General features: G+C 60.3%; 23 protein-coding genes. 15 read left to right on the top strand and 8 right to left on the bottom strand.

Annotated features, from left to right (window positions below; genetic code table 11):
• Positions 1–22: 22 nt before the first annotated feature.
• The 4 genes from ACSQ3G_RS30145 to ACSQ3G_RS30130 all read right to left on the bottom strand — a co-directional run bounded on the left by ACSQ3G_RS30145 (position 23) and on the right by ACSQ3G_RS30130 (position 4,105).
• Positions 23–952 carry an ABC transporter substrate-binding protein gene (locus ACSQ3G_RS30145; RefSeq protein ID WP_436112933.1) on the bottom strand — a complete coding sequence of 310 codons (930 nt, stop codon included), beginning with the start codon at positions 950–952 and terminating at the stop codon, positions 23–25.
• Positions 953–1,107: 155 nt separating this feature from the next.
• Entirely contained in the window at positions 1,108–1,899 is a 792-nt protein-coding gene (locus ACSQ3G_RS30140; protein WP_436113236.1) for an ABC transporter permease, read from the bottom strand.
• Positions 1,900–1,901: 2 nt separating this feature from the next.
• Complete coding sequence (locus ACSQ3G_RS30135; protein WP_436112932.1) at positions 1,902–2,717, bottom strand: ABC transporter ATP-binding protein; 816 nt, start codon at positions 2,715–2,717, stop codon at positions 1,902–1,904.
• A 155-nt stretch (positions 2,718–2,872) separates the two neighbouring features.
• Entirely contained in the window at positions 2,873–4,105 is a 1,233-nt protein-coding gene (locus ACSQ3G_RS30130; RefSeq protein WP_436112931.1) for a CaiB/BaiF CoA transferase family protein, read from the bottom strand.
• A 280-nt stretch (positions 4,106–4,385) separates the two neighbouring features.
• On the opposite strand from ACSQ3G_RS30130, the gene ACSQ3G_RS30125 reads away from it, so the two are divergent.
• The 15 genes from ACSQ3G_RS30125 to ACSQ3G_RS30055 all read left to right on the top strand — a co-directional run bounded on the left by ACSQ3G_RS30125 (position 4,386) and on the right by ACSQ3G_RS30055 (position 18,498).
• Entirely contained in the window at positions 4,386–5,600 is a 1,215-nt protein-coding gene (locus ACSQ3G_RS30125) for an ABC transporter substrate-binding protein (RefSeq protein ID WP_436112930.1), read from the top strand.
• 69 nt (positions 5,601–5,669) lie between these two features.
• The gene (locus tag ACSQ3G_RS30120) at positions 5,670–6,416 is read left to right on the top strand and encodes an SDR family NAD(P)-dependent oxidoreductase (RefSeq protein WP_436112929.1); all 747 of its coding nucleotides are present in this window, start codon (positions 5,670–5,672) and stop codon (positions 6,414–6,416) included.
• Between the two features lie 4 nt (positions 6,417–6,420).
• On the top strand, positions 6,421–7,317 hold the full coding sequence (locus tag ACSQ3G_RS30115; protein WP_436112928.1) for an NAD(P)-dependent oxidoreductase: 897 nt from the start codon (positions 6,421–6,423) through the stop codon (positions 7,315–7,317).
• Positions 7,314–8,213: a branched-chain amino acid ABC transporter permease gene (locus ACSQ3G_RS30110; protein WP_436112927.1), complete on the top strand. Its 900-nt coding sequence runs from the start codon at positions 7,314–7,316 to the stop codon at positions 8,211–8,213. The genes ACSQ3G_RS30115 and ACSQ3G_RS30110 overlap by 4 nt, the downstream gene beginning before the upstream one ends.
• Positions 8,206–9,192 (top strand): branched-chain amino acid ABC transporter permease, encoded by a 987-nt coding sequence (locus tag ACSQ3G_RS30105; RefSeq protein ID WP_436112926.1) that lies wholly within the window; start codon positions 8,206–8,208, stop codon positions 9,190–9,192. The genes ACSQ3G_RS30110 and ACSQ3G_RS30105 overlap by 8 nt, the downstream gene beginning before the upstream one ends.
• Positions 9,189–9,968, top strand: a complete 780-nt coding sequence (locus tag ACSQ3G_RS30100) for an ABC transporter ATP-binding protein (RefSeq protein WP_436112925.1) — start codon at positions 9,189–9,191, stop codon at positions 9,966–9,968. Before ACSQ3G_RS30105 ends, ACSQ3G_RS30100 begins: the two co-directional genes overlap by 4 nt.
• Positions 9,961–10,758 carry an ABC transporter ATP-binding protein gene (locus tag ACSQ3G_RS30095; RefSeq protein ID WP_436112924.1) on the top strand — a complete coding sequence of 266 codons (798 nt, stop codon included), beginning with the start codon at positions 9,961–9,963 and terminating at the stop codon, positions 10,756–10,758. Before ACSQ3G_RS30100 ends, ACSQ3G_RS30095 begins: the two co-directional genes overlap by 8 nt.
• Before the next feature lie 4 nt (positions 10,759–10,762).
• Positions 10,763–11,584: an N-acyl homoserine lactonase family protein gene (locus tag ACSQ3G_RS30090; protein WP_436112923.1), complete on the top strand. Its 822-nt coding sequence runs from the start codon at positions 10,763–10,765 to the stop codon at positions 11,582–11,584.
• A gap of 54 nt (positions 11,585–11,638) precedes the next feature.
• Positions 11,639–12,289, top strand: coding sequence for a GntR family transcriptional regulator (locus ACSQ3G_RS30085; protein ID WP_436112922.1), 651 nt, complete (start codon positions 11,639–11,641; stop codon positions 12,287–12,289).
• 81 nt (positions 12,290–12,370) lie between these two features.
• Positions 12,371–12,949, top strand: a complete 579-nt coding sequence (locus ACSQ3G_RS30080; RefSeq protein ID WP_436112921.1) for a cysteine hydrolase family protein — start codon at positions 12,371–12,373, stop codon at positions 12,947–12,949.
• A gap of 196 nt (positions 12,950–13,145) precedes the next feature.
• Positions 13,146–14,363: an FAS1-like dehydratase domain-containing protein gene (locus ACSQ3G_RS30075; RefSeq protein WP_436112920.1), complete on the top strand. Its 1,218-nt coding sequence runs from the start codon at positions 13,146–13,148 to the stop codon at positions 14,361–14,363.
• Positions 14,364–14,379: 16 nt separating this feature from the next.
• Positions 14,380–15,564, top strand: a complete 1,185-nt coding sequence (locus ACSQ3G_RS30070; RefSeq protein ID WP_436112919.1) for a CoA transferase — start codon at positions 14,380–14,382, stop codon at positions 15,562–15,564.
• Positions 15,561–16,754 (top strand): CaiB/BaiF CoA transferase family protein, encoded by a 1,194-nt coding sequence (locus ACSQ3G_RS30065; RefSeq protein ID WP_436112918.1) that lies wholly within the window; start codon positions 15,561–15,563, stop codon positions 16,752–16,754. The genes ACSQ3G_RS30070 and ACSQ3G_RS30065 overlap by 4 nt, the downstream gene beginning before the upstream one ends.
• Positions 16,755–16,771: 17 nt before the next feature.
• A complete protein-coding gene (locus tag ACSQ3G_RS30060; RefSeq protein ID WP_436112917.1) occupies positions 16,772–17,638 on the top strand; it encodes an HTD2 family dehydratase in 867 nt (288 codons plus the stop codon).
• Positions 17,635–18,498 (top strand): HpcH/HpaI aldolase/citrate lyase family protein, encoded by an 864-nt coding sequence (locus tag ACSQ3G_RS30055; protein ID WP_436112916.1) that lies wholly within the window; start codon positions 17,635–17,637, stop codon positions 18,496–18,498. The genes ACSQ3G_RS30060 and ACSQ3G_RS30055 overlap by 4 nt, the downstream gene beginning before the upstream one ends.
• A 552-nt stretch (positions 18,499–19,050) precedes the next feature.
• Here the strand turns inward: ACSQ3G_RS30055 and ACSQ3G_RS30050 are convergent.
• The 4 genes from ACSQ3G_RS30050 to ACSQ3G_RS30035 are packed head-to-tail and all read right to left on the bottom strand — an operon-like array spanning position 19,051 to position 23,806.
• A complete protein-coding gene (locus tag ACSQ3G_RS30050; RefSeq protein WP_436112915.1) occupies positions 19,051–20,265 on the bottom strand; it encodes an NAD(P)/FAD-dependent oxidoreductase in 1,215 nt (404 codons plus the stop codon).
• 24 nt (positions 20,266–20,289) lie between these two features.
• Positions 20,290–21,021: an ABC transporter ATP-binding protein gene (locus tag ACSQ3G_RS30045; protein WP_436112914.1), complete on the bottom strand. Its 732-nt coding sequence runs from the start codon at positions 21,019–21,021 to the stop codon at positions 20,290–20,292.
• Positions 21,018–22,769: a branched-chain amino acid ABC transporter ATP-binding protein/permease gene (locus ACSQ3G_RS30040; RefSeq protein WP_436112913.1), complete on the bottom strand. Its 1,752-nt coding sequence runs from the start codon at positions 22,767–22,769 to the stop codon at positions 21,018–21,020. Before ACSQ3G_RS30040 ends, ACSQ3G_RS30045 begins: the two co-directional genes overlap by 4 nt.
• On the bottom strand, positions 22,766–23,806 hold the full coding sequence (locus ACSQ3G_RS30035) for a branched-chain amino acid ABC transporter permease (protein ID WP_436112912.1): 1,041 nt from the start codon (positions 23,804–23,806) through the stop codon (positions 22,766–22,768). Before ACSQ3G_RS30035 ends, ACSQ3G_RS30040 begins: the two co-directional genes overlap by 4 nt.
• Positions 23,807–23,879: the final 73 nt, after the last annotated feature.

Raw genomic sequence — 23,879 nt, 5'->3', positions numbered from 1 at the left:
GCGGGATGCGTTTCGAGGTCTTCTAGCTGGTCAGCCATTTGCCGTTGATGGTGTCCGAGAACGCCACCTTGTCGACCTCGTGCCCGAACTTGAGCATGAACTCGACATTCTGCTTGAACTGCACCTCAGACAGGGTCGGAGGAGATGCCACCGTCGTCGCTTGATCCTTGACGGTGTCAATGACGAGTTGACCGTCGGTCTGGGCAAAGAACTCCTTCTGCATGAGAGCACCCGCCTTGGCGGCGTCCGAACGGATCAGCTTCGCGCCCTTGACCAGACCGTTCACCAGCTTCCTGGGGACGTCCGGATTGGCGGCGAGATACTCGGGCTTGGCACCCAGAACCGTGTAGAGAAAGTTCTCAAGGCCTGGTACTTCGCCCTGGGAGGGCCTGGCGACCCAGATCGCCCGCCCTTCTTCAACGGCGCGGTTGTTTGAAGGCGCCGTCGTGTTGAAGCCGTCGATTTGCCCGGAGATCAATGCCGGGTACATCTGATCGAGCTTGACCACAGTCAGGGTCACGTCCTTATCCGGATCCAGGCCGCCGAGGCCGATGAGATAGCGCCAGAGCTTATCGATGCCGCTACCACGGCTGGAGATTGCGAGCGTCATTCCCCTGAGGCGCGCCATCCGCTCCGTCAAAGGCATGTCGGAGGTGATGCCTGCCTTTTGTGCCGCGGCAGTGCTGATTATCGCATCGCTGGCATACTGTGACATCAGAGGCGCGAAGGCGTGCAGTTTCTGTTTTTTGGCCGAGGCCAGGATGATGTCGCTCATCACGAGGCCGCATATGTCGACGCTGCCGCCAAGGGCGGCGGCGAGGGCGTTGGCCCCACCGTTTGCGTTCACGAAGGTGAGGTCCAGGCCTTCCTCTTCGAAAAAGCCGGCTGCCTTCGCCACGAGAAGAGGCAGGTAGGCAAAAGTGATTCCGCCGACCCCGACATTGAGCTTCATAAGGTCCTTTTCCTGGGCAGCGGCGCGTCCGGGCAGGACCAGTTGCGGTGCTATCGCGCCACCGAGGCCCACCGCCCCCATCATGCGAAACAGGTGTCGTCTATCGATCATGTCATCCTCCCAGATTGAACCGCTACGGGTTGTCAAGTTCCGCCCTACTTCCAGCGGAAGATCCATTTCTCGAGGTGCCCGAGCCCTTCGTTGAGAAGGGAGGTCACAACCATCAAGGCGAAGAGTGCCGAGAAAACTCCGGCCGAGTTCAGCTGTCCCGCAGCATCCTGAGTGAGGAAGCCGATCCCCGCGTTCGACGCCATCATCTCAGCAGCGACTGCGCCGACGAAGCCGTAGGGAAGGCCGAGCTTGAGGCCAGTGAAGATCCAGGGCAGCGACGCGGGGAAGACCACCTTTCGCTGAACGACGATCGGGCTCGCTCCCATTATCCGCAGCCCGTCGACCATCCTTCTATCGACCTGGGCGATGCCGCTAATTGTGCTGAAGAACACGAGGAAAAAGACGCTGACTGCTGCAAGGACGATCTTGGGTGCCAACCCGATGCCAAACCACATGATGAACAGCGGGGCCAGGGCGACCTTCGGAACGCCGTAGACGGCCGTAAGAAAGGGATCGACGGTCCGGCGAAGCATATCGTTGGAACCAACGATCAGCGCGGATATGACGCCAAACGTTGATCCGATGCAGAAGCCTATAATCGTTTCCTGGAAAGTCACGAAAAGATGACGCTGCAGGAGGCCGGAACTGCTCCATTGGAACAGGGTAAGTCCGATATCCGAAGGGCTACTAATCCAGAAGGGATCGACAAGTCGTCCGGACGCAAGCTGCCAGAGGCCAAGGAATCCTGCGAGAAACAGGGCTCGGTACAGCCATACGGGATCAAGCTTTCGTTTGGCGACAGTAGGGACCAATGTGGCGACGGTGGTTTCAGGCATGGTCACTGGTGTGTCCCTCCGGCTCCGTGAATTTCGATTGCGGCCCAGAGCCGTCGGTAATGCTCCTCGAAACCGGGAGTGAAGCGAACGTCGTGGACCTCGCGCGGGCGTCCGATCGTGATGTGCTCCTCAAGCTTGATCCTGGACGGCCTGTGGGAAAGAACCACCACCCGGTCGGCGAGCGTGATCGCCTCTACGATGTCGTGCGTCACGAACACGACCGTCTTTCCGGTTGCACTCCAAAGTTTGAGAAGCTCTGCTTGGAGCACGACCTTGAGCTGGGCGTCGAGTGGGCCGAACGGTTCGTCCATCAGAATGATCTGCGGATCGTAAACGAGGGTGCGCGCCAGCATCGCGCGCTTGCGCATCCCACCCGAAAGCTTGCTAGGATGATGATGCTCAAATCCTTTGAGCCCCACCTTGGCGATCATCGCGGCAACTCGGTCCGCCCGCTCGGCTGGTGCGACCCCTCTTATTTCGAGGGAGATAGAGATGTTCTGCTGCACCGTCAGCCACGGGAGAAGGTTATCCTGCTGCGTGATATATCCGACATGGGTATTGATCCCATCGACGATCCTGCCGTTACAGACCACTGTTCCGGCACTTGCGTCATCAAGCCCGGAAAGTAGGTTCAGAAGTGTCGATTTTCCGCTGCCGCTTGGGCCGACGACCGCCAAAAACTCGCCCTCTCGAACTGTGAGGTCGAAACCCCTGAGAACCTCGAAGCGCTGTCCTCGTGACTCGAATACCTTGTCCACGCTGTTGAATTGTGCAGCCACGAAATTGGCCGCTGTGACGTTGACCGATGTCATGTTCATTCTTGCTCCTCCCAAAGCAGACTTCTACGTCCAGCTTGCTGGCACGCCTGGAATAGTTCGGCAGGTGGCGTGACCACGCCGCCACCTGCCGAGGCTGCCATCCGAGGGATGATCAGGACGCCTATTGATCTCGCCCGGACAGGAGCGCAGCGTTTTCAACGCGCGACGGCGAGCCTCTCAATCTTGGTGTTCCATAGATCGCCGTCGTCGCTCGCGTCGCTCACGGCGCCAACTGCGAGAAGTTCGGCGATCGCCTCTTCGGAGTAGCCGGATTGACGGAGCAGCGTTACGGTGTGCTCCCCGAGCAACGGAGGCGGCGCCTCGCGTCCCTCCGGGGAGGCCGCTGCCGACACGGGAAAATCAGGCGCGTCGAACGTGAAGGACGCGAATGGAACCTTCGTGTATTTGGGGGGATTCTGTGCTTGCTCGACATCAAGCACCTTGTCGCCCGAAAGCACCTCCGTAAAGCCTACGCCGGCTGCTGCCAGCGTGGCACTGAGCGCCTCGTAAGATTTATCCTTTACCGCGCCCGCAACGATGTCCTCGACAACAGGTCTGTGCTTCCGCCGTTGTCGGAGCGTGGCCAGTTCGGGATCGAGTTCGATCCTTGCGGCGAGGCAGAATTTTCGCCAGTGTTCGTCCGTGAGCATGACCAAATAGATCCATCGATCGTCGGAAGTCTCGTACGCCCCATATCCGGGCATACTGAATTCAGGAGATGGTTCCTGCTCAGGATTCCCGGTGATCTGGGATTTGAGCTGGACGCCAACAAGTTCCCTGGCAGCGATATGAAGCCCGGTTTCGTATAGACCGAGCTGGATGTTCCGACGCTCCGCTGATGCGTCGGGATCGAGGAGAGCGGACAGAACGCCGATGACTGCATAACACCCGGCGAACTGGTCGTGGTAAGACGGCCCCAGTCGCGATGGCTTTCCTGTCGAGCGGTTGGCGAACATGACCCCTGTCGCGGCTTCCGCTATAGGATTCGATGCGATTTCCTCGGATTGCGGGCCGGGGCCATAGCCTTTGATGTGGCAGAAGACGATCCCGGGCCTGATGGCTTCGCAATCCTCGAAGGTCACCTTCATCTTGCGGGCCGCGCTCGGGGAAAGGTTGTGCAGAACGATGTCCGCTCCGGCAACGAGATCACTGAAAATGCGGGACCCGTCCTCCGTCTGCAGATTGAGACAGATGCTGCTCTTTCCTCTGTTGTACGCGATGTAAGTCCCACTCGGGCCACCTCGCACCAACCTGCGCGTGGTCTCTCCTCCAGGTGGTTCGATCTTGATAACCTTCGCGCCCAATTGTTGAAGAATATGCGTCGCGAAGGGTGCTGCGATCATACTTCCCAGTTCGAGTACAGTCCTGCCTGCCAATACGCCGTTCATAATACCCTCCGAGGTTCGGAGAGATGATAATGCATTTTATATCGCGTACAAGCCGTTTATCTCATAAACCATCGCTTGACTGCGGGTGACCGCGTAACTCTGTGTTATTTCACATATAAATGCCATCAGGACAGCCAGAATTCGGCGGAGGCGAGTGGGATTTATCTTGATCATCAAGGAAATGCTGCACTGCATAATGCATTTTATGTTGACCCCGTTTTGTCTCTGACATACGGTCCCGATTGAAATGATAATGGTCGAATTCGATGGGAGGATCGAGATGTTGCCAGATATCGCAAGACTGGTCGGAATTACCGCGGGCGCCGTTACGATGGCGCTGGTCGGGTCCGCCACAGCCCTCGCGCAGACGAAGGGAATAGATACAGAAAAGAAGATTGTGACAGTCGGGGCATTCACCCCGGTAACGGGTCCTGTTCCATTCTATTCGGTGCTTACTCATGCCGCCGACGCTTACTTCAAGCACATCAACGAGAACGGCGGCATCAAGGGTTGGAAAGTCAACTACATCACCTACGACGACGGTTACGATCCCGCGCGCAGCGTCGCAGTCAGCCGCAAGCTGGTCGAAGAGGACGGTGCCTTCGCGCTGGCGGCGCCGGTCGGCACCGCGACCAACGTCGCCGCAATTCCCTATGCAAAAGAAAAGAAGGTTCCGATGATCGGCCCGATCGGCGGTGCTAGCGCCTTCTTCGTACAGCCGAACGTGTTTCCGCTTCTGCCCGACTACGGCTGGTCGGCGGCCGCGAACGTCGACTATGCCGCGAAGGATCTCGGTCTCAAGAAGATCGCGCTCCTCTGGGAGAACGACGAGCTGGGCAAATCGGCGAAGCGCGGCTTTGACCTTTACATGAAGGAACTGGGTCTGGAACCCGCGGATTCGGTGCCCTTCGATGTTAAGACGACGAGCTTCAGTCCCCATATCCGCCGCGTTGCGAATTCCGGTGCGGAGGCTGTGATCCTGTTCGGGTCGAACGCCAATCTCGCCGCGGCGCTCAAGGCCGCAGATCTTCAGGCTCTCAAGGTGAAATGGTTCGCGCCGTTCTTCACAGCAGATCCATCGACGGTCAAGCTGGCGGGGGATCTCCTGAACGGAACATACTTCTCGTCCTGGCTGCTGCCAGTGAGCAGCAACGAACCGGACGTAAAGGCCTATCGCGATTCCGTCGCGAAACACTATCCAAGCGATCCGGTCGGCGTTTTCGGCCTCAACGGCTGGAGCAATGCAGCACTGTTTGCAAAGGGCTTCGAAGCGTTGTTGGATAGCGGTAAGCCGTTGACCGGAGAAAATCTGATCGCGGCGCTTGAGACCTTGAACAACGCCTCGGTGGGAGGAGCGCAGGGCGTATCGTTCAAGTCAGGGGATCACCGCGGAACGCGCAAGGAAGGCATCATCCAGGCGAGGGATGGCAAGTTCGAGCTCATCCGTGAATTCCGCCCCTATCCGCCGGCCGTCTTCGACGCGCCTGCTCAATAAGCTCCTCGTCCTCGAGCCACTCCCGCCCGTTTTGGGCGGGAGGAACCGACATGCCTTAAGGAGCCTTTGATGAACATACCGATCAGTACCTCCGCTCGTCTCGACGGACGCATCGCCCTCATAACGGGCGCCACCGGGGGAATTGGCAAGGCAACAGCTCTCGCACTCGCAGAAGCAGGCGCCACGGTGATTGCGACTGATATCGCCGATCATGCAGAGTTCGGAAACCCTGCCATTCGGTACGCGAAATATGACGTCACCTCATCCGCGCAGACCAAGGCGATCATCGCCGACATCATTCAACGTCACGGCCAACTCGACGTACTGGTCCTATGCGCGGGCACGATCACCCATCGATCGCTGAGTGAATCGACCGACGATGAATGGCGCGCGATGCTCGACGTCAATCTCATGGGCGTCGTCAACCCTGTCCGGGAAATCTATCCGATCATGGCCGAGAACGGCGGCGGCAAGATTGTCGCGGTTGGCTCTATCGCGGCGAAGATCGGCGGCGTTGCGTCCGGGCCTGCCTATGTCGCTGCGAAATCCGCCGTCCACGGTCTGATTAAATGGGTCGCCAAGGCTGGGGCAGCGAAGGGGGTCTATGCCAGCGTTATCGCGCCGGGTCCGGTCGAGACACCGATGTGGAACACTGTCACCCAGCGCGCGCCGCCCTCCGCAAACGGCAATGTTCCGCTCGGCAGGTACGGTCAGCCGGAAGACATCGCCCAGGCTATTCTTTTCCTCTGCTCGCCGGCATCGAACTGGATCACCGGAACGGTGCTCGATGTGAACGGCGGCATGCTGATGGATTGAACCAATGACAAACACATCCACGATCGGTTTCATCGGGCTCGGCGTCATGGGAGGCCCCATGTGCCGCAACGTCGCCCTCAAACATCAAGGTCGCGTCATCGCCTACGACATGAACGGACAGGCGTTCTCCATTCTCGACGACACGAAGGGCGAACGGGCCACGTCCGTGGCGGCGCTTTCCGCGGTTGCTGACTTCGTACTACTCTCGCTGCCCGGAGGCCCACAGGTGAAGGCCGTCGCGGCCGAGATCGCCCTGCACGCGAGACCGGGCGCCACGATCGTAGATCTCTCGACCACGCCCGTCGCGCTGGCGCGCGAGGTCGCGACGGCCCTCGATCCGCAAGGGATCAAGTTCTCAGACGCTCCGGTCGCACGCACCCGCGAGGCGGCACAGCGCGGCGAACTCAGCATCATGGTCGGAGCAACTCAGCCGGTCTTCGACAGCATCAGGCCCATCCTCGACTACATGGCGACCGACGTCACCCATGGCGGCGATGTCGGCGCGGGCCAGGTGCTCAAGTTGATCAACAACATGCTCGTGTTCGAACATGTTGTGACGCTTGCCGAGATGATCGTGCTCGGCGAGCGGGCAGGGGTGAAGGGCGAAACCCTGCTCGATGCTGTCTCGAAGGGGTCCGGCGACAGCTTCGTGTTGCGCAATCACGGTCGCAAGGCCATGCTTCCACGGGACTTCCCTGAACGGTCGTTTCCGCCGGAATATGTCCTCAAGGACATCGACTACGTATTCCAGCTCGCGGCCGAGACTGGGGTCCCTCTCAAGGCTGCGGAAACGGTGCGCCGCTACTACGAGATGGCGGTGGAGAAGGGACTTGGTGGAGAATACTTCCCAGGCGTCATCCGCCTCGTCGAGGACGGCAGCATGGCGGAGGCGTCGACATGAGCGGGCTATACGACGTTACCCTCGATCTCTTTCCCCTCATGTGGTCGGGCATCGTCACCGGCTGTCTCTACGCGCTGGGCGCACTCGGTCTCGTGATGATCTTCAAGAGTTCGCGTGTCGTGAACTTCTCGCACGGCAATGTGGCCGGGCTGGCCGCCTTCCTGATCTACGGTTTCTCCAGCGGCACACTCCTGAGCCTGTCATGGGGAAGCGCCGTCCTTCTTTCCGTGCTAATCGTCGTGGCCATCGCGTTCCTCAGCTACGCAATCATCGCGCCCATCATGGTCGCCTCCGAACTGACCGCGACGATCACTACGCTCGGTATCGGCCTCATCGCCCAGGGTGCCACGCTTCTCGTGTTCGGAGCCGACATTGTACCGCTCGATCTGCCGCTGCCGCGATTCAGCGCCTCGATCCTCGGCTTGCGCATCACGGGCTATGATCTCACCGTTCTAGCGGTCGCTGTCGTGACGATCGTCGCACTCTTTCTGGTGATCGATTACACCAAACTCGGCGTGGCTTTCCGGGCCATATCAGCCAATTCCATCGCCGCGGAAATCTGCGGGCTGAACCTTCGCTCCATCCACTTGTTCGCCTGGATCGTTTCGGCCGTGCTAGGCGTAGTCGGTGCCCTGCTGATTGTGCCGACGACATTCCTCAGTTCGACCACTGTGGCGACCTTCATGCTGCAGGCGTTCGCTGCAGCAGTGCTGGGAGGTTTCGGCAGTCTGCCCGGAGCGCTCGTGGGAGGCATCCTCATCGGCATCCTCATGAACCTGTTCACATTTTATGTGTCGCCGGAGTTCACCAACACGTTCCTGCTCGTCGTCATCCTTCTTGCATTAAACATTTTCCCGAATGGGCTCTTCGCCCGGGCAGGAGGCACCCGTGTCTGACAGCGCTATGACTCTCCACGTGCAACGGTCCAGTCCGACAGCGCTTCGGTCGATGATGACCGAGGGCAGAATCGACTTCGTCGTCCTGATGGTGCTCCTGGTCCTGCCGCTCGTCATCTCCGGGTCCTGGAATTATGCGCTCGGGCTCTGCTTCGCCAACAGCCTCGGCGTGCTCGCCGTGAGCTTGCTTGTCCGCTACGGCGGAGAGGTATCCATCGGTCACAGCTTCTTTGCCGCCATCGGCGCGTATTCGGTGGCGATACTGGAATCGCATCTCGATGTGCCGCTCGTTATTTCTCTTCCGGTCGCCGTGGTTGCTGGCACCGTGTTCGGCATTCTCTTCGCCTGGCCGTCCCGCCGCCTTTCCGGCATCTATCTTGCGGTCTCGACCATGGCACTCGCCCTTGCCCTGCCGGAGATCATCATTTGTGCAGACCGATGGACAGGAGGCTTCGAAGGTCTCTACGTGTCGAAGCCGCTTATTCCCGGTCTGCCGATCGAACCGCAACGGTACTATGTAACGCTGATCGCTCTGGCTACCGTCGTCTACGCGCTCGTCCAACTCCGCCATTCGAGACAGGGACGCGCTCTGCTGCTCGCCCGGACTCATCCGGCCGCTGCCGAGGCCTTCGGCACCCGTCGCGCCTGGGCGCGAGTGAGCGTCATGGGGATCAGCGGCGGGATCGCCGCAATCTCCGGTGCAATGCTCGCCTTCGCAAGCTCCGCCGTCTCGCCTACGGGATACACGTTTTGGTCGTCAATCTTCCTTCTCGTCGGATCCGTAGTTAGCTTCTACGGGCTGACGCTGACACGAGCGCTGATCGGCGGTGCCTTCCTCACCCTCGTCCCGCAGCTTCTGTCGGGGTCAGGCGCCTGGATCCCGGTGTTCTACGGAGTCGCACTCGTCGCCGTCGTACTGATCGGGCATTTTTCGCCGAGGATCGCCGAACTGGCCGCCAGACGGCGGGAGGCGAAATGATGGACGCGCGCAGCCGATCGCTCAAGGGGGAACGGATTGCTCTATCTTTCGGTGGGATCAAAGTCATCCGAGGACTGGATGTCGAGTTCAGATCAGGCGAAATCACAGGTCTGATCGGGCCAAACGGCGCAGGCAAGACCAGCCTGTTCAACTGCTTGACGGGAGCATACCAGCCTCAGGGTGGCTCGATCACGTATGATGGCAGTCCGCTCGATGGGTTGTCACCGGCGGCGCGGGCGGCGCGCGGTGTCGTGCGCAGTTTTCAGACGGTGGCGTTGTGTCCGGACCTGACGGTCGTCGAAAACACCATGATGGGGCTCGCCCGCAATTATCGCGCCGGCTGGGCCAGCGCTTTTTTGCCCTTGGCACGCGGCCGCCGCGAAACCGCCGAGATGAGACAGGCCGCACTTGGGGCGTTGTCCAATCTGGGGCTTGCCGATGCGGCAGATCTGTTCCCGCAACAACTGCCTCCGGGCATGCAGCGGCTGGTCGAGATTGCCCGGGCCATCGTCGGAAAGCCCTCGGTTTTGCTGCTCGACGAACCCGCCGCAGGGCTCAACAATGCCGAGACGCGGGACCTGACGCATACATTGCGGACCATTGCCTCTCCGGATCTGGTTATGGTTGTCGTCGAGCACGACATGGATCTCGTCATGTCGCTCTGCGATCGGATCTACGTGATCAACTTCGGTGAGGTGATCACTTGCGGACCGCCCGACGCTGTGCGCAGCGATGAAAGGGTGGTTTCCGTGTATCTGGGGAGCGACGATGACTAGCCTCCTTTCCGTCAAGAACCTTTCGGTCTTCTATGGCGCGGGAGCGCAGGCCGTTGAAAATGTCAGCTTCGACGTGGAGCCCGCTAAGGTCACGGCTCTCCTGGGCGCGAATGGGGCTGGCAAATCTTCCATCATGCAGGCGGTGGCTGGGCTGACCAAATCCAAGGGACAGATCGTCTTCGAGGGTGAGGAAATCAGCAACCTGCCGACGCGTGAGCGGGTCAGGCGAGGCATCGTCTATGTTCCGGAGCGGCGCGAAATCGTCGGCGATCTCAGTGTCCGGGAAAATCTCGTGCTCGGGGGCTATCAGGCTTCCGCCGGCGAACGTCGAACCCGAATGGATGCGATCCTCGAGCTTTTCCCCGAAATCGCCAACAAGGTGAACGGAGGCGCATGGCGACTGAGCGGTGGAGAGCAGCAAATGTTGGCGATCGGACGCGGATTGATGTCGGGTCCGAGGCTTTTGCTTCTGGATGAGCCGTCGCTCGGCCTTGCACCGCTTCTCGTCCGGCGTGTGTTCGAAAGGCTGGGGGCGATTCGAGGCGACGGCGATCTCGCCATCGTTCTCGTCGAACAGAACCTCAGAATGACGATGCGTCTCTGCGACGAACTACACTTCCTAAGGGGCGGCCGGATCGTCGGATACCGTCGCGCCGAAGAACTCAAAGACGACGCTGCCCGGCAGCAGGCTATCGACGCCTATCTCGGCGCGACATCGGTCTCTGAGGTCAACGCTGCCAGGGCACATGCCTTACACGACGTCGATGACGAGACAATTGCGGGAGACTAGAGCCATGACAGAGACAACCGCGCTCTGGGAGATCCACGCGATCCGCTACGGCACCAACCAGAACCGCACGCGGGGCGACAATTTCATCCTTGAGAAACGTCCCGCCGAGACGATGCCATTGGATTTTTATTGCTGGGTCCTGCGGGCGTCTGATCAGGTAATCGTCGTGGACACCGGGATGGACGCCGGGAAAGCCGCGCGGCACGGCCATCACATCGAGCATAGCCCAGTCGCAATCTGGCGCTCGCTTGGGGTCGATCCGGCAGCGGTCACTACTGTGATCCTTACCCACGCCCACTATGACCATCTCGGTCATCTGGATGCGCTCGAGAACGCGCATTTTCACATGCAGGCAGAGGAGATGGGTTATGTTACGGGACGATGGATGCAGAGGGCATGGTTCCGCCGCGCCTATGAACCCGACGAAATCTCGCGTCTGGTGCACCTTCTACATTCTGGGCGTCTGACCCTGCATGGCCGCGATCAGGAAATCGCGGACGGCGTCTCGGTGCATTGGGTGGGCGGCCACTGTGCGGGCCAGGAGATTGTCCGCGTCCGGACAGCGCGGGGTTGGGTGGTGCTGGCCTCCGACGCACTGCACTACTACGAGGAATACGAGCGGGGCATTCCCTTCGCCGTCGCTTTCAATCTTTCCGACATGATTGCCGGGCACGAACGCATCCGCGAACTTGCCGACAGCGACGACCATGTCGTCCCCGCTCACGATCCCCGTATAGCACGGATCTACCCGGCCTCGCACGATTACCCACCTGGATCGGTGTATCGCGTCGACTTGCCGCCCACGGTCGGGAGGACACTTCCATGATTGGATATTGCATTGTGCACCATCTCCGAGGTAATCCGGAAGTGGGACTCGGTCATGAAAGGCCTGCGCGTGAAACACCGTACGAAAGAAGAATTCGTTGCCGACTTCCTGAGGGAAGGGATCATCTCGGGCCGTTTCGCGCGTGGATCCAAGCTCAAGCAGGCGGAACTGGCCCAGATGATTGGGACGAGCATCACCCCGGTCCGGGAGGCGATAAAGCTTCTCGAAGCGGAGGGCTTCGTACTTGGCGATTCTCATCGTGGTGCGGTCGTCGCGCCGTTCGACATGGATGCCACCGACGAGATCGTCGACCTGCGTGTGACGCTGGAATCGAAGCTCGCTCTCGCCGCCATCAAACGCTTGACGCCGCAGACCGTCGAGGAGTTGCGCGACCTGCAGCGGCAGATCGAAAAGGCGGCGGCGGACGGAGACCGGGAGGCGGTTCGCCTCATCAACTACCGTTTCCACGAGACGATCTACATGGCGTCGGAACTGCCGCAGACACTGCAGTTCGTTCGAATTCTTTGGGCGCGTTACCCGTTCGACCTAATCAACAAGCTCGAGAACCGCATCGAGCGGGCGTCGGCCGAGCATCGCGAGATGCTCAGTGCCATCATCGTCCGCGACGAAGCGGCGATGCTCTCCGCGTTGCGCATGCACATCCGCGCCGGATGGGACGAGTTCAAGGCTGGCTACACCTCGTAAGGCTCTCTGCCGGTACGCCAGCGCCCGCTCTCCCGGCCCTGACCAATCCCATCACCGGAAAGTCAATCCAGGAGTATTGCAATGGCCGCTGACACGATTCTGCTCGTCATGGATATGATCAACGACCTCGTCCATCCCGATGGGATGGGTGCCAAGACCTATGTGGTCAAATGCCACGAGAGGAACGTATACGAAAACACGAAGTCGATAATAGAGCGCGCCCGTAGCTCCGGTGTGCCGATCGGCTATGTCAGGGTGGGCTTTTCCCCGGATTATCGGGAATGCCCGCCGAATTCCCCCGTCTTCTCAAAGGCAAGAGACAATGGATTCTTCAAGCTGGGGCAGTGGGGCACAGAAATCTACGGGGGGTTCGCGCCGCGGGACGGAGACATCGACATCATCAAACATCGCGTCAGCCCCTTCTATGGCACGAAGCTGATGCCTTTGCTGAGTGCCATAGGCGCGAAACGGCTTCTTCTCGCGGGTGTATCAACCAATGGCGTGGTACAGGCCGCCGCCCGTGAAGGACACGATAGAGATTTCGAATGCGTGGTGCTTGAAGACTGCTGTGCGGGGGCGACCGACGAGGAGCATGAATATGCGGTGGCCGGTGTCCGCCGCTTTGCCACGGTTTCACGCGCCGTAGACGTCGCCCTGTAGGAAAATGCATTAAATCCATCCTTGGCATCTCCCGGCTCTTTTCGGGAGGCGTACCTGCGTCTATGAAATGGTGTGTCGAATCAACAAATTAAGGCGTTTCCGCTTCTAAACGATGTTGACCGCGATAATATAAAATGCATTATTGGCGGTGGCGCCCACTCGATTGGCGCAGCGTCGACATAAGTTGGAGGATGACATGAACGTTGAGGTTATCGACAAGTCCAAGCAGGATGTGGGTGGCGCACCTGCAGAGGGCCGCATCACGGATGAGGCTGTCGCAGCCGCCCGCAGCATGATCGGTCTTCAACTGCGGCCGGAGGGACCCTACCTTCAGGACGCGACGCCTGACACGCTCAGAAACTGGTGCAATGGTATCGGCGATCTCAACCCGCTCTATCGCGAGCAGGAATATGGCCGCAATTCGCGTTATGGCGGACAGATTGCGCATCCAATGTTTCCCATGGCATTCGGCTGGGTCGGCCGCACGCGCTGGGGCCTTCCGGGCGTTCACGGCTTCTATGCCGGCAATGACTGGGAGTTGTTTCGCCACATCCGCCCCGGCGACCGGATCAGCGCCATCGAACGCGTGGTCGGTGTCGAGGAGAAGGAAAGCAAGTTCTCCGGGCGTCTCGTGCTGCAATATGTCGAGGCGACCTACAGCAACCAGCGCGGCGAGATCGTTGCACGAGCACTGGGCACCTGCACCCGCCACGAGCGCAAGGCTGCCCGTGACGCTGGCAAGTACAAGGACATCGTAACCCACGAGTACACGCCCGAGGAATTCGAGAAGATCGATGAGGCTATCGTCCGCGAAGAATCTCGCATGCGCGGTGCCAATGTTCGCTACTGGGAAGACGTGACCGAAGGCGAAGAACTCGACCCGATCGTTCGCGGCCCCCTGTCCCTGATGGACACGATGGGCTTCCTCGTTGGCTGCGGCCGCGGCCACACCCACGGCGTAGTGTTCAAGGCAGCGATGAAGCATCCCGGCCATTTCTTCCGCAATCCGGAAGCTGGCGGCGGGATCGAATATACGGGCATCGGGCATCATCGCGAATCCACGGCGAAGGAAGTCGGCGTTCCTGGTGTTTACGATTACGGCCCCCAACGCTCTTCCTGGATGTGCTCGCTGGTGACGAACTGGATGGGCGACGCGGCCTTCCTCAAGCGTGTCCGGACCGAGATGCGTCGTTTCAACACCATGGGTGACTCTACATGGTGCAAGGGGAAGGTGGCCCGCAAGTACATCAAGGATCGCCACACTCTGGTAGACCTCGAGATCTGGGGCGAGAACCAGCGCGGTGAGATCACCACACCGGGCATGGCAACCGTCATTCTCCCAAGCCGCGATCCGAACATTCCGGTTCATTTCGACGGCAGTAGTCTCGACCTCGATCTTTCGGTCGTCCGGTAAGGGCAGGGGCGCAATCATGGAAACGTCGCTGCCTCTTGCGGGAATTCGATGCGTCGAGTGCACGACCGGCGTCGCGGCGGCTTACGCCGGACGCCTTCTGGCTGCGATGGGCGCCGAGGTTATCCTGATCGAACCGACGGAAGGCTCTCCGCTCAGGCGGGAGCCTCCGTTCCTCGGGGCGGACAGCGACGAAAGCGCCCTGTTTGCATCCGTTTCGGCAGGAAAGCGGTCTGTAGCCCTCGATCTCGACACGGATCACGGCAAGCTGGAGTTCAGGGCTCTGATCAAGGCGGCGCATATCCTGATCGAGGATACAGCTACGTCCGACAAGAAGCGGCTCGGGCTCGATCCGGACGAGATGTCCCACTCGTGGCCCGAGCTCATTCACCTGTCGGTCCTGCCATTCGGTTCCTATGGCCCTAAACGCGACTGGGTCGGCACCGAACTCAACCTCATCCATTCGGCGGGAGAAGGTTTCCTTCTTCCCAATGGCCTTTCGGCAACGCTCTTCCCGGACCGCCCGCCATTGAAGATCGCAGGACATTTCGCAGAGATGCAGGGCGGGGTCGCCGGCGCCCTGAGTGCGCTCGCCGCCCTCTGGACCGGGAAGGGCCAATATGTCGATGTGGCCGTTCAAGATGCCAATCTCGCGGTCGGCGCATTCACCGTGCAGCGCTTTGGTGACGGATCACTCGAACACAGGCTGTCTCGCTCGTTCCGTTATGGTGGTGTAATCGAATGCCGTGATGGCTTCGTCGAACTCCTCACCCTGGAACAGCACCAGTGGCACGGTCTCGTGGAACTGATGGGATATCCCGAATGGGCGCGGGATGCTGCACTCGAGGACGCCGTCGTCCGCAGCCAGCGGGGGGACTTCATCAACGGAGAAATCCGTAGATGGGCCGCACGACATCCCGTCGAAGAGATTGTCGCGGCGGCGCAGCGCCTCGGCGTGCCGATGGCGCGCTACAACGGGCCGGAGCAGATCCTTTCCGGTCAGCACGAGCACGCACGCCACTTGTTCTCAGCCGTAGACCTCCGGGACGGTGGCACGTGCAGCATACAGTCGGCCCCATTTCGCTTCGACAACGAGCCCCTTCCTGCACGATCGTGGCCCTCTTTGCCCGAGACGTCTTCGAAGTTCGATGCTGGAAGCAAATGTGCAGAGCGGGAGATGGATTCATGGAAGGAGAGAGCATGAAACCTCTCGAAGGCGTGCGGATCGCGGACTTTACGGTGCATGCCGCAGGACCCTTCTGCACGCACATGCTTTCGCAACTGGGTGCCGAGTGCATCAAGGTCGAGAGCGCGCTCCGTCCTGACATCTTTCGAAAATCGCACGCGGTCTATGGGCGGAATGGGCCTGCGAGCTTCGATCAGGTTGCTTCCAATAAGCTCTCGATCCGCCTGAACATGAAGCATCCGCAGGGAGTGGCACTTGCGAAGCGGCTGGTGGCTGTCTCCGATGTTGCGGCGGAAAGCTTCCGGGCAGGCGTGATGAACAGGCTCGGGCTCGGGTATGCGTCCTTGAAGGAAGTGAAGTCCGACATCGTGATGGTGTCCGTCTCCTCGTCGGGGCAGACGGGTCCGGAATCCCACTTCGCAGGATATGCGCCCCTGTTCGGGGCATGGGGCGGCCTCGGTTTCCTGTCGGGCTACAGCGACGGTCCGCCGATGGAAATGCGGCATGTCATGGATCATTCGGTGGGGTTGCATGCCGCACTGGCGACAGTCGCCGCCCTTCACCGAAAGCGCCGGACCGGGCAGGGATCGCACGTCGACATCGCCGCGCGCGAAGTAGCCTCGTCGCTCATAGGAGATTCCCTGATGGCTGTGTCGGCAGGCGGACATGTGGAACGGTTGGGCAATGACGACTACCGGATGGCCCCCCACGGCCTTTATCCAACCGATAAGCCAGATCGGTGGCTCAGCATAGCGGTCGGCAGTGAAGAACAGTGGCGGACGTTTGTCGAATTTGCCGGGCTCTCGCCTTTGATATCGGATACGCGGTTCCGCAATGCGGAGGCACGTCATGCCAACAGGCGCGAACTCGATGGCGCAGTTTCCGCATGGAGCGTCCGGCAGAATGCCGAGGCGGCGGCCGAGTCCCTCCAGAGTGTCGGCGTTCCAGCCCATGTATCCTTCAACACCTATGATCTCGTCCATGACGACCATCTGCGACAGCGAGGTGCCATCGTCGATGTGGATGACAACGAGGGCGGCCAGCGGGCTGCAGTCGGTTTTCCCGGGCGCTTTTCTGTGAGCGCAGCGCCGGCGATCGACAGGGGTACGCCGAAACTCGGCGAGCACGAGGGTTTCGTCTACGGCGAGCTTCTCAGGATGTCGCAACGTGAAATCGATGAACTCGTCGATCGGGAAGTCATCTTCTGAGTGTCAGGGAGGTTTTGATGTCAGCAGATCCGGCAATTGGAATTGCGGAGAACTATTCGGAATATGTGGGGCGCTCGGAGCGGCGCTCTGCCCTGATCCATCCTGATCGCGTGGCAGCCCTTGCCAGCACGCTCGACCTGCAATCCGCGCCGGGCGTAGGTGAAGCCCTCCCGGCGGCATGGCACTGGATCTTCTTCAATCCCTTCGTCCGCCGCAGCGAACTGGGGATCGATGGCCATCCCAAGAAAGGGGGCTTTCTGCCTGACGTCGGGCTCCCGCGACGCATGTGGGCAGGCGGCCGCTTGCGGTACCATACGCCGTTGTCGATCGGAGGCAAGGCAGAGCGCGTCAGCGAGATCCTGAGCGTGACATCCAAGTCCGGCAAGGCTGGGCGGCTGGTCTTCGTGACTGTTCGACATCGGGTGATGGCTGGCGAGAGTATCTGCATCGACGAAGAGCAGGACATCGTCTACCGCGAACCGCCGCAACCGGGTTCGGCTGCACCTGTCGCGCCACCCGCACCGCAGGATGCAGTTTGGTCCGAGATCGTAGCGCCCGATCCGGTTCTGCTCTTCAGGTACTCGGCGCTCACCTCCAATGGCCACAGGATCCATTACGACAGGCCCTATGCGCAGGTCGAAGAGGGGTACCCCGATCTCGTCGTCCATGGCCCTCTGATTTCGAGTCTCCTTCAAGGACTTGCTCAACGGGCCAAACCTGACAGTCGGCTGGTTCGCTTTGATTTCCGCGCTGTTTCTCCCCTGTTCGTGGACCGGCCGTTTTGTGTAGAGGGGTTGGAGGGCGATGCCCCGCGCGTGCTGCGGCTATGGGCGAAGGGGCCAGCGGGCAATCTTGCCATGACGGCGGAGGCCGAGTTCGAATGACCAACGGCGCTTCCGATGAAAACAAATACACGCAGGATGTCCGAAGCTACCTTTTTGTTCCAGGTAACCGCCCTGAGAGATTTCAAAAAGCGTTGGATTCGGGAGCCCATCGTATCATCATAGACCTTGAGGACGCAGTCGCTCCAGGTGAAAAAGAAGACGCTCGAAATGCTGCAGGCCGTTGGTTCAAAGCCGGCAATTCCGCCGTTTTGCGCATCAACGGGGCCGATAGCTTCTGGTTCGACGCCGACCTCGCTGTCGCCGCCACTTTTCCGGTTGCGGAGATAATGCTTCCCAAGGCCGATGTGGCTTCACTGGAACGCGTTCTACACTATCTCATCGATCGTCCGGTGATCGCGCTGATCGAGACTGTGGCTGGTCTCATGCAGGTGAACGAGATCGCGAGGATGAAGGGGGTCTCGCGGATCGCTTTTGGCAATATCGACTTCAGCACCGACGCCAGACTGCCTGTGGCCAGTGCGGCCCTGGACCAAGCAAGATTCCTGATTGCAATGGCATCGCGCGCCGCCTGCCTGCCATCGCCTATTGACGGCGTGACCGTCGCGTTTGACGACGATGCAGTCCTCGTCAGTGATGTCAAGCACGCCCGCGAGTTCGGGTTCGGTGGGAAACTGTGTATCCATCCAAAACAGGTCGCTACCGTCAATGCTTTTTTTGGCCCCAGTGACGAAGAGATCATTTGGGCCAAGGCCATACTCGCGGCCGTCGAGGCGGCGGGCAACAATGTAATTCAGTTCGAGGGCAAAATGATTGATCGGCCTGTGTTCCAGAGGGCGACATACATCTTGAGCCAGTACAAAGCCCCGATACCGCCTCCGTTTGAACGATCTGAGGGATAGAATCCAACAGAAAACTCGCGTGAACTCGCAATACTCAATGTAGGCGCGGATTCTTCACAATATAAATCCCATCGAGAGTTGTCGGTTCCCGCTGAGGAATTGCAAAAGCCTGGCGACCTCAGGCTGGTTCCGGGCATGCCCGCCGAGGCTCTTACCCAGACGGGCGAACGGGCAGCGCTTTCATATTTTGTGAAACCGTTTCCGACCAGATCAGCCATGGTTTTCGGGAAGAGTGATCGATGATCGAACCGAACCTATCATCGCCCACAATGCTGGTTTTCGACCGACCCCTCCGCGAGGTTTTCGACGGGTTTTGGACATACGTAGGTTGCCAATTCCGCCTTCTACAGTTGACGAAATGAATGGGTCGGTATCGAATTCTGCAGTCCGCGGGGTGAAGTGATGTCTATCCGGGCCGACGCCCGGCCGTTTCGCAGGGGATTCGCATGACAATGACGCGGGACGTACTCGGCCCGGTTAAAGACGATACTTTCGACAGGGCGATCTCACGCAGCTAAACTGAACGCCAATCTTGCTATTTGATGAGTGGGGTTACGGTTTAGCTAGCGATTTCAGATTGAAGCTCTCATCCGCCACCTGGGCCGGTGTCAGCATCTCGCCGCCTTCGAGGATCTTGCGGGCCATCATGTAGGCGGCACCATCGTTGAGGCAGTCGGCAGCGAGGAAGGTGCCGTCGCGAAAGTAGAAATGTGACTTGGCGCCCTCGCGCATGCCTTTGCGGGTCACCACGAGGTCGAACCCGGTATTGAGACCGGCGATCTGCAGCTTGAGCTCAAACTGATCCGACCAGAACCATGGCACCGGTTTGTAGGATCTGCCTTCGCCGAGGATGTTGTGGGCGACGATAATACCCATGTCATTGGCATTCTGCACAGATTCCAGCCGGATCATGCGGCCGTGATAGGGAAAGATCGCGCAATCACCGATGGCGTAGATGGCGGGATCGGAGGTCTCCAGCCGCTCGTTGACGACGACGCCGTTGTCGCAGGTCAGGCCCGCCGTGCTGGCCAGTTCGATATCGGGATAGACCCCGATGCCGGTGACGATGAAGTCGGCCGGGATGACGGTCTGGTCTGCGAGGATCACACCATCGGCCAGGCCGTTCATTTCATGGATCTCGTGGATTTGGGCGTTTTCGAGGATGGTGACTTTGTGGGCCTTGTGCAGCGTGCGAATGTCATCGGCTGTCTCGGCGCAGGCCACGCGCTTGAGGATGCGGTCGGCGGCCTCGATCACGGTGACCGTTACGCCCTTCTTGACGGCCTCCGAGGCGGCTTCGAGGCCGATATAGCCGCCGCCGATGACGACGAGCTTCTGGCCTTCCTTCATCTGCTCCATCAGCGCGAGCGCGTCGCTGTGATCGCGCATTACATAGACGTTCGGCAGATGGCCGCCGATCGTGGCCGGCAGGCGGCGCGGGCGGGCACCCGTGGCGAAGACCAGCTTATTGTAGGGGATCTTGCGGCCGTCGGTGACGGCGACGATTTTCTCGCAACAGTCCACGGCCTCGGCGCGAGTGTTCTTCAGCATTTCGATGCGGTTGGGCTCGTACCAGTCCTCGGGCCGCAGCACGACCTGGTCGAAGGTGACCTTGCCCGACATGTAGCCCTTGGACAGCGGTGGCCGCTGGTAGGGCGTTTCGGGATCAGCGCTGATGATGGTGATTTCGGACTTGGGCGACAAGTGACGAAGCTGGGCCGCAAGCGAAAGCGACGCGTGGCTGCCACCGATGATCACTGTCCTCATGCCGTGTTTCCGCTCAAGATATTGTTACGACGCCTTCGACTTTGCGCCGAGATAGGCCGACGTCACATGATCATCGGCCTGCAGCTTCGTCGCGCCCCCCTCCATCGCGACCGCGCCCGACTCCAGCACATAGCCATAGTCTGCGATGTTGAGCGCTGCGCGCGCGTTCTGCTCGATGATCAGGATAGAGACGCCTCGGTCCCGGAGCCGGCTCACGGTCTCTAGTACTTCCCGAACGACCAGCGGTGCCAGACCAAGGCTCGGCTCGTCGAGCATGAGAAGTTTCGGCCGGGACATCAGCGCCCGCGCGATCGCCAGCATCTGCCGCTCGCCGCCCGACAATGTCGCCGCCATCTGCAGCTTTCTCTCCCTCAGGCGGGGGAACAGCTGGAAGGCGGACGCCATGTCCTCCTTCTGGCTGCCGTCCCGCAACTTGCGTCTGATGTAGCCGCCCAGCAGCAGGTTGTCCTCCACGCTCATCTCGCCAAAGAGCTCGCGTTTTTCGGACACCAGACACAGTCCAGCACCGAGGCGATCTTCGACCGGCAGCCTGAGAACGTCCCTGCCGGCAAATCGCAGCACGCCCCGCGCGGGAAGCAGCCCCATCAGCCCGTTGAGAAGGGTGGTCTTGCCGGCGCCATTCGGACCGATGACCGTTACGATAGATCCCTCTCGTACTTTTAGGGTGAGATCGCGAACAACCTCTATTTTGCCGTAACCCGCGCAAAAGCCGCTGATTTCCAGGAGTTCGGTCATGCAGCGACTCCAAGATAAGCTTCCTGGACCTGGACATTCGCCTGCACCTGCGGCGCGGTGCCATCCGCGATCTTCTGGCCGAAATTCATCACCACCAGACGGTCGACGAGATTCATGACGAATTCCATGTCGTGCTCGACGAGAAGTATAGTCACGCCCTCGGCACGAAGCTGAGAGAGAACGGCCGCCAGTTTCTGTTTCTCGTGATAGCGCAACCCCGCAGCAGGCTCATCGAGAAGGAGAATCTGAGGATCTGCTGCGAGCGCGCGTGCAATCTCCAGCAGACGCTGTTGACCGAGCGCCAGGTTTCCGGCAGGCGCGAACAGTTCCCCACCGAGGCCGACGCGCTCCATCTGCCGCGCTGCCTCGGCGAGAATTATCCTCTCTTCGGCACGATCGAGTCGGAGAATCGAATGCAGCATTCCCTTGCAGCCTCTGAGATGGGCGCCGACGGCGACGTTCTCGATTGCCGTCATCGTGCTGCGCAGCATCGGGTGTTGGAAGCTGCGTGCGATGCCCAAGGAAGCGATGCGACGCGAGGAACTGCCGCTGATCGTCTTGCCGGACAGCCTGATCTCGCCCTCGGAGACCGGCAGCACCCCGGTGAGCAGATTGAAGAGTGTGGACTTTCCGGCGCCGTTGGGACCAATCACGCCCAGAATTTCGCCTGCGGCGAGTTCGAACGAGACGCAGTTGACGGCGACCAGTCCGCCGAAGCGGCGAGTAGCGGCGGCGACCGAGAGCAGCGGCGTTCTGGCGGCGGGCATGGTCCGGCGTGGCAGGGGCTGCTCCACGCCCGGCGCCAAACGTCCTGTGTCGGGCACCAGGCGCGAAAGAAACGGCATCAGCCCACCGCTTGCTCTCTGCAGGATCAGCACCATGACGACGCCGAAGACGATGCTTTCAGCCGCTCCGCCCGAACCGACGAGGCCGGGAATGAGATCCTGTAGTCCATCGCGAATCGCGATCAGGATTGCAGAGCCGAGGATCGCGCCCCAGAGGCTTGAAACGCCGCCGATCACCGCCATGAACACGTATTCAATGCTGGCATTGAGTCCGAATGGTGTCGGGGCGATGAAACGCAGCAGATGCGCATAGAGCCAACCGGACATGCTTGCGAGCAAGGCGGCATGGATGAAGATTGCGATCTTCAGGCGGGCGGTGTCGACACCAAAGGCTTCCAGCATGATGCCCCGGCCCCGGAGGCATCGAACCGCGCGGCCGGTCCGGCTGTCGAGAAGATTTGCCACGCTGACGAAGGCGACGCCAACCAAGACCCAGATTAGCAGCGTATAGCCGGCACCCGTCACCTGCTGGCCAAAGACCGAAAGGCCCGGGATGTCGGGAATACCGTTGTGGCCGCCCAAGGCCGGAATATTGCCCACGAGAAAGAAAAGGCTGAGACTCCAAGCAATAGTCGACAGCGGCAGATAGTGCCCGGAAAGCCTCAGCGTCAGCAGGCCGATGACCAGGGACGCCGCACCCGCAACCAGTAGGCTAAAGAAGACGGAGAGCCAGGGCGAGACGCCGAGCTTGACCGTGGCCCAGGCCGTGGCATAGGCGCCCAAGCCGACGAAAGCCGCTTGACCGAAGGACGTAAGCCCTGCGATGCCCGTGATCAGAACCAGTCCGATCGCAACGAGGCTCGCCAAGCCGATGAAATTCATCAAAGTCAACTGGTAGGCCGGCAATACCAGCGGCAGCAGCGCGATGACGAACGGGAAAGCGATTACGATGGTTCGCCTCATTCTTCTTCCTCTTCACTGAACAGGGCATGGCCGATATTGCGCCAAAGCAGGACCGGAATGATCAGGGCAAAGACGATCGAGTCCTTGAAGGCGCTGGCCCAGAAGGACGAATACGATTCAATGATGCCGATCAGCACCGCACCCAGAGCGGCGAGGGGATAAGAACCGAGCCCGCCGACGATCGCCGCGATAAAGCCCTTGAGCCCGATCAGGAATCCGGTGTCAAAATAGACCGTGGTCACCGGGGCGATAAGGAGGCCCGAGGCGGTGCCGATCACGCCGGCCAGGATGAAGGCCAGCCCGCCGGACGATTGGGGGCGGATCCCGACCAGGCGGGCGCCAGTACGGTTGTACGCGGTGGCACGCAACGCCTTTCCGGCCAGCGTACGACCGAAGAACCAGGCCATGATACCGATCAGCACGATCGTGACAGCGATGACGAAAAGAGCCTGGGTCTTCAGCACGAAGCCCGCCATCCGCAGCGTGCCCGACACGATCGGTTCGGTGCGCACACCTTCTGCCCCGAACGCCATCAGACCAAATCCGAGCATGACGAAATGGATCGCCATCGCCACGATCAGCAGCACCAGGACCGAGGCATGGGCAAGCGGCCGAAAGGCTATCCGATACATGAAAAGCCCGAACGGTGCGACGATGAGGATGGACAGCAGGATCCTGATTGGGGCGGCCGAGGCGGCCGGCACAACAAGCAGCGTCGCTGCCGTCACCAGGGCAGCGTAGAGGACATATCCGGCGGCGCTCCTGAGCGCCATGGTCTGACGTGTCCGAACGAAGGTCCAGAGCTCGAGAAGCGCGCAAGCGCCACCGCCGGCGCAGAGCAGATAGATGGTCCCGGGCACCACGCCGGTTTCCATCGCAGCGAGGGTGAGTGCTGCAAGCGAGACGATTTCACCCTGCGGCAGGAGGATGACCCGTGTGACCGAGAACACCATCACCAGCGTCAGCGCAAGCAGGGCATAGATCGCGGCGTTGATCAGTGCGTCCTGCGCGAGAAGAACGGCAACCGTTGCATTCATAAGAGGAGCTCTCGGAGTTTCAGGGATGCGGCAAAGCGCGTGAACAGGTGAAAGGGGGCGAACTCACCCCATT

The organism is Neorhizobium tomejilense, assembly GCF_964254135.1.
Lineage (GTDB): Bacteria > Pseudomonadota > Alphaproteobacteria > Rhizobiales > Rhizobiaceae > Neorhizobium > Neorhizobium tomejilense.
This window is presented reverse-complemented; position numbering and strand designations above follow the sequence as displayed.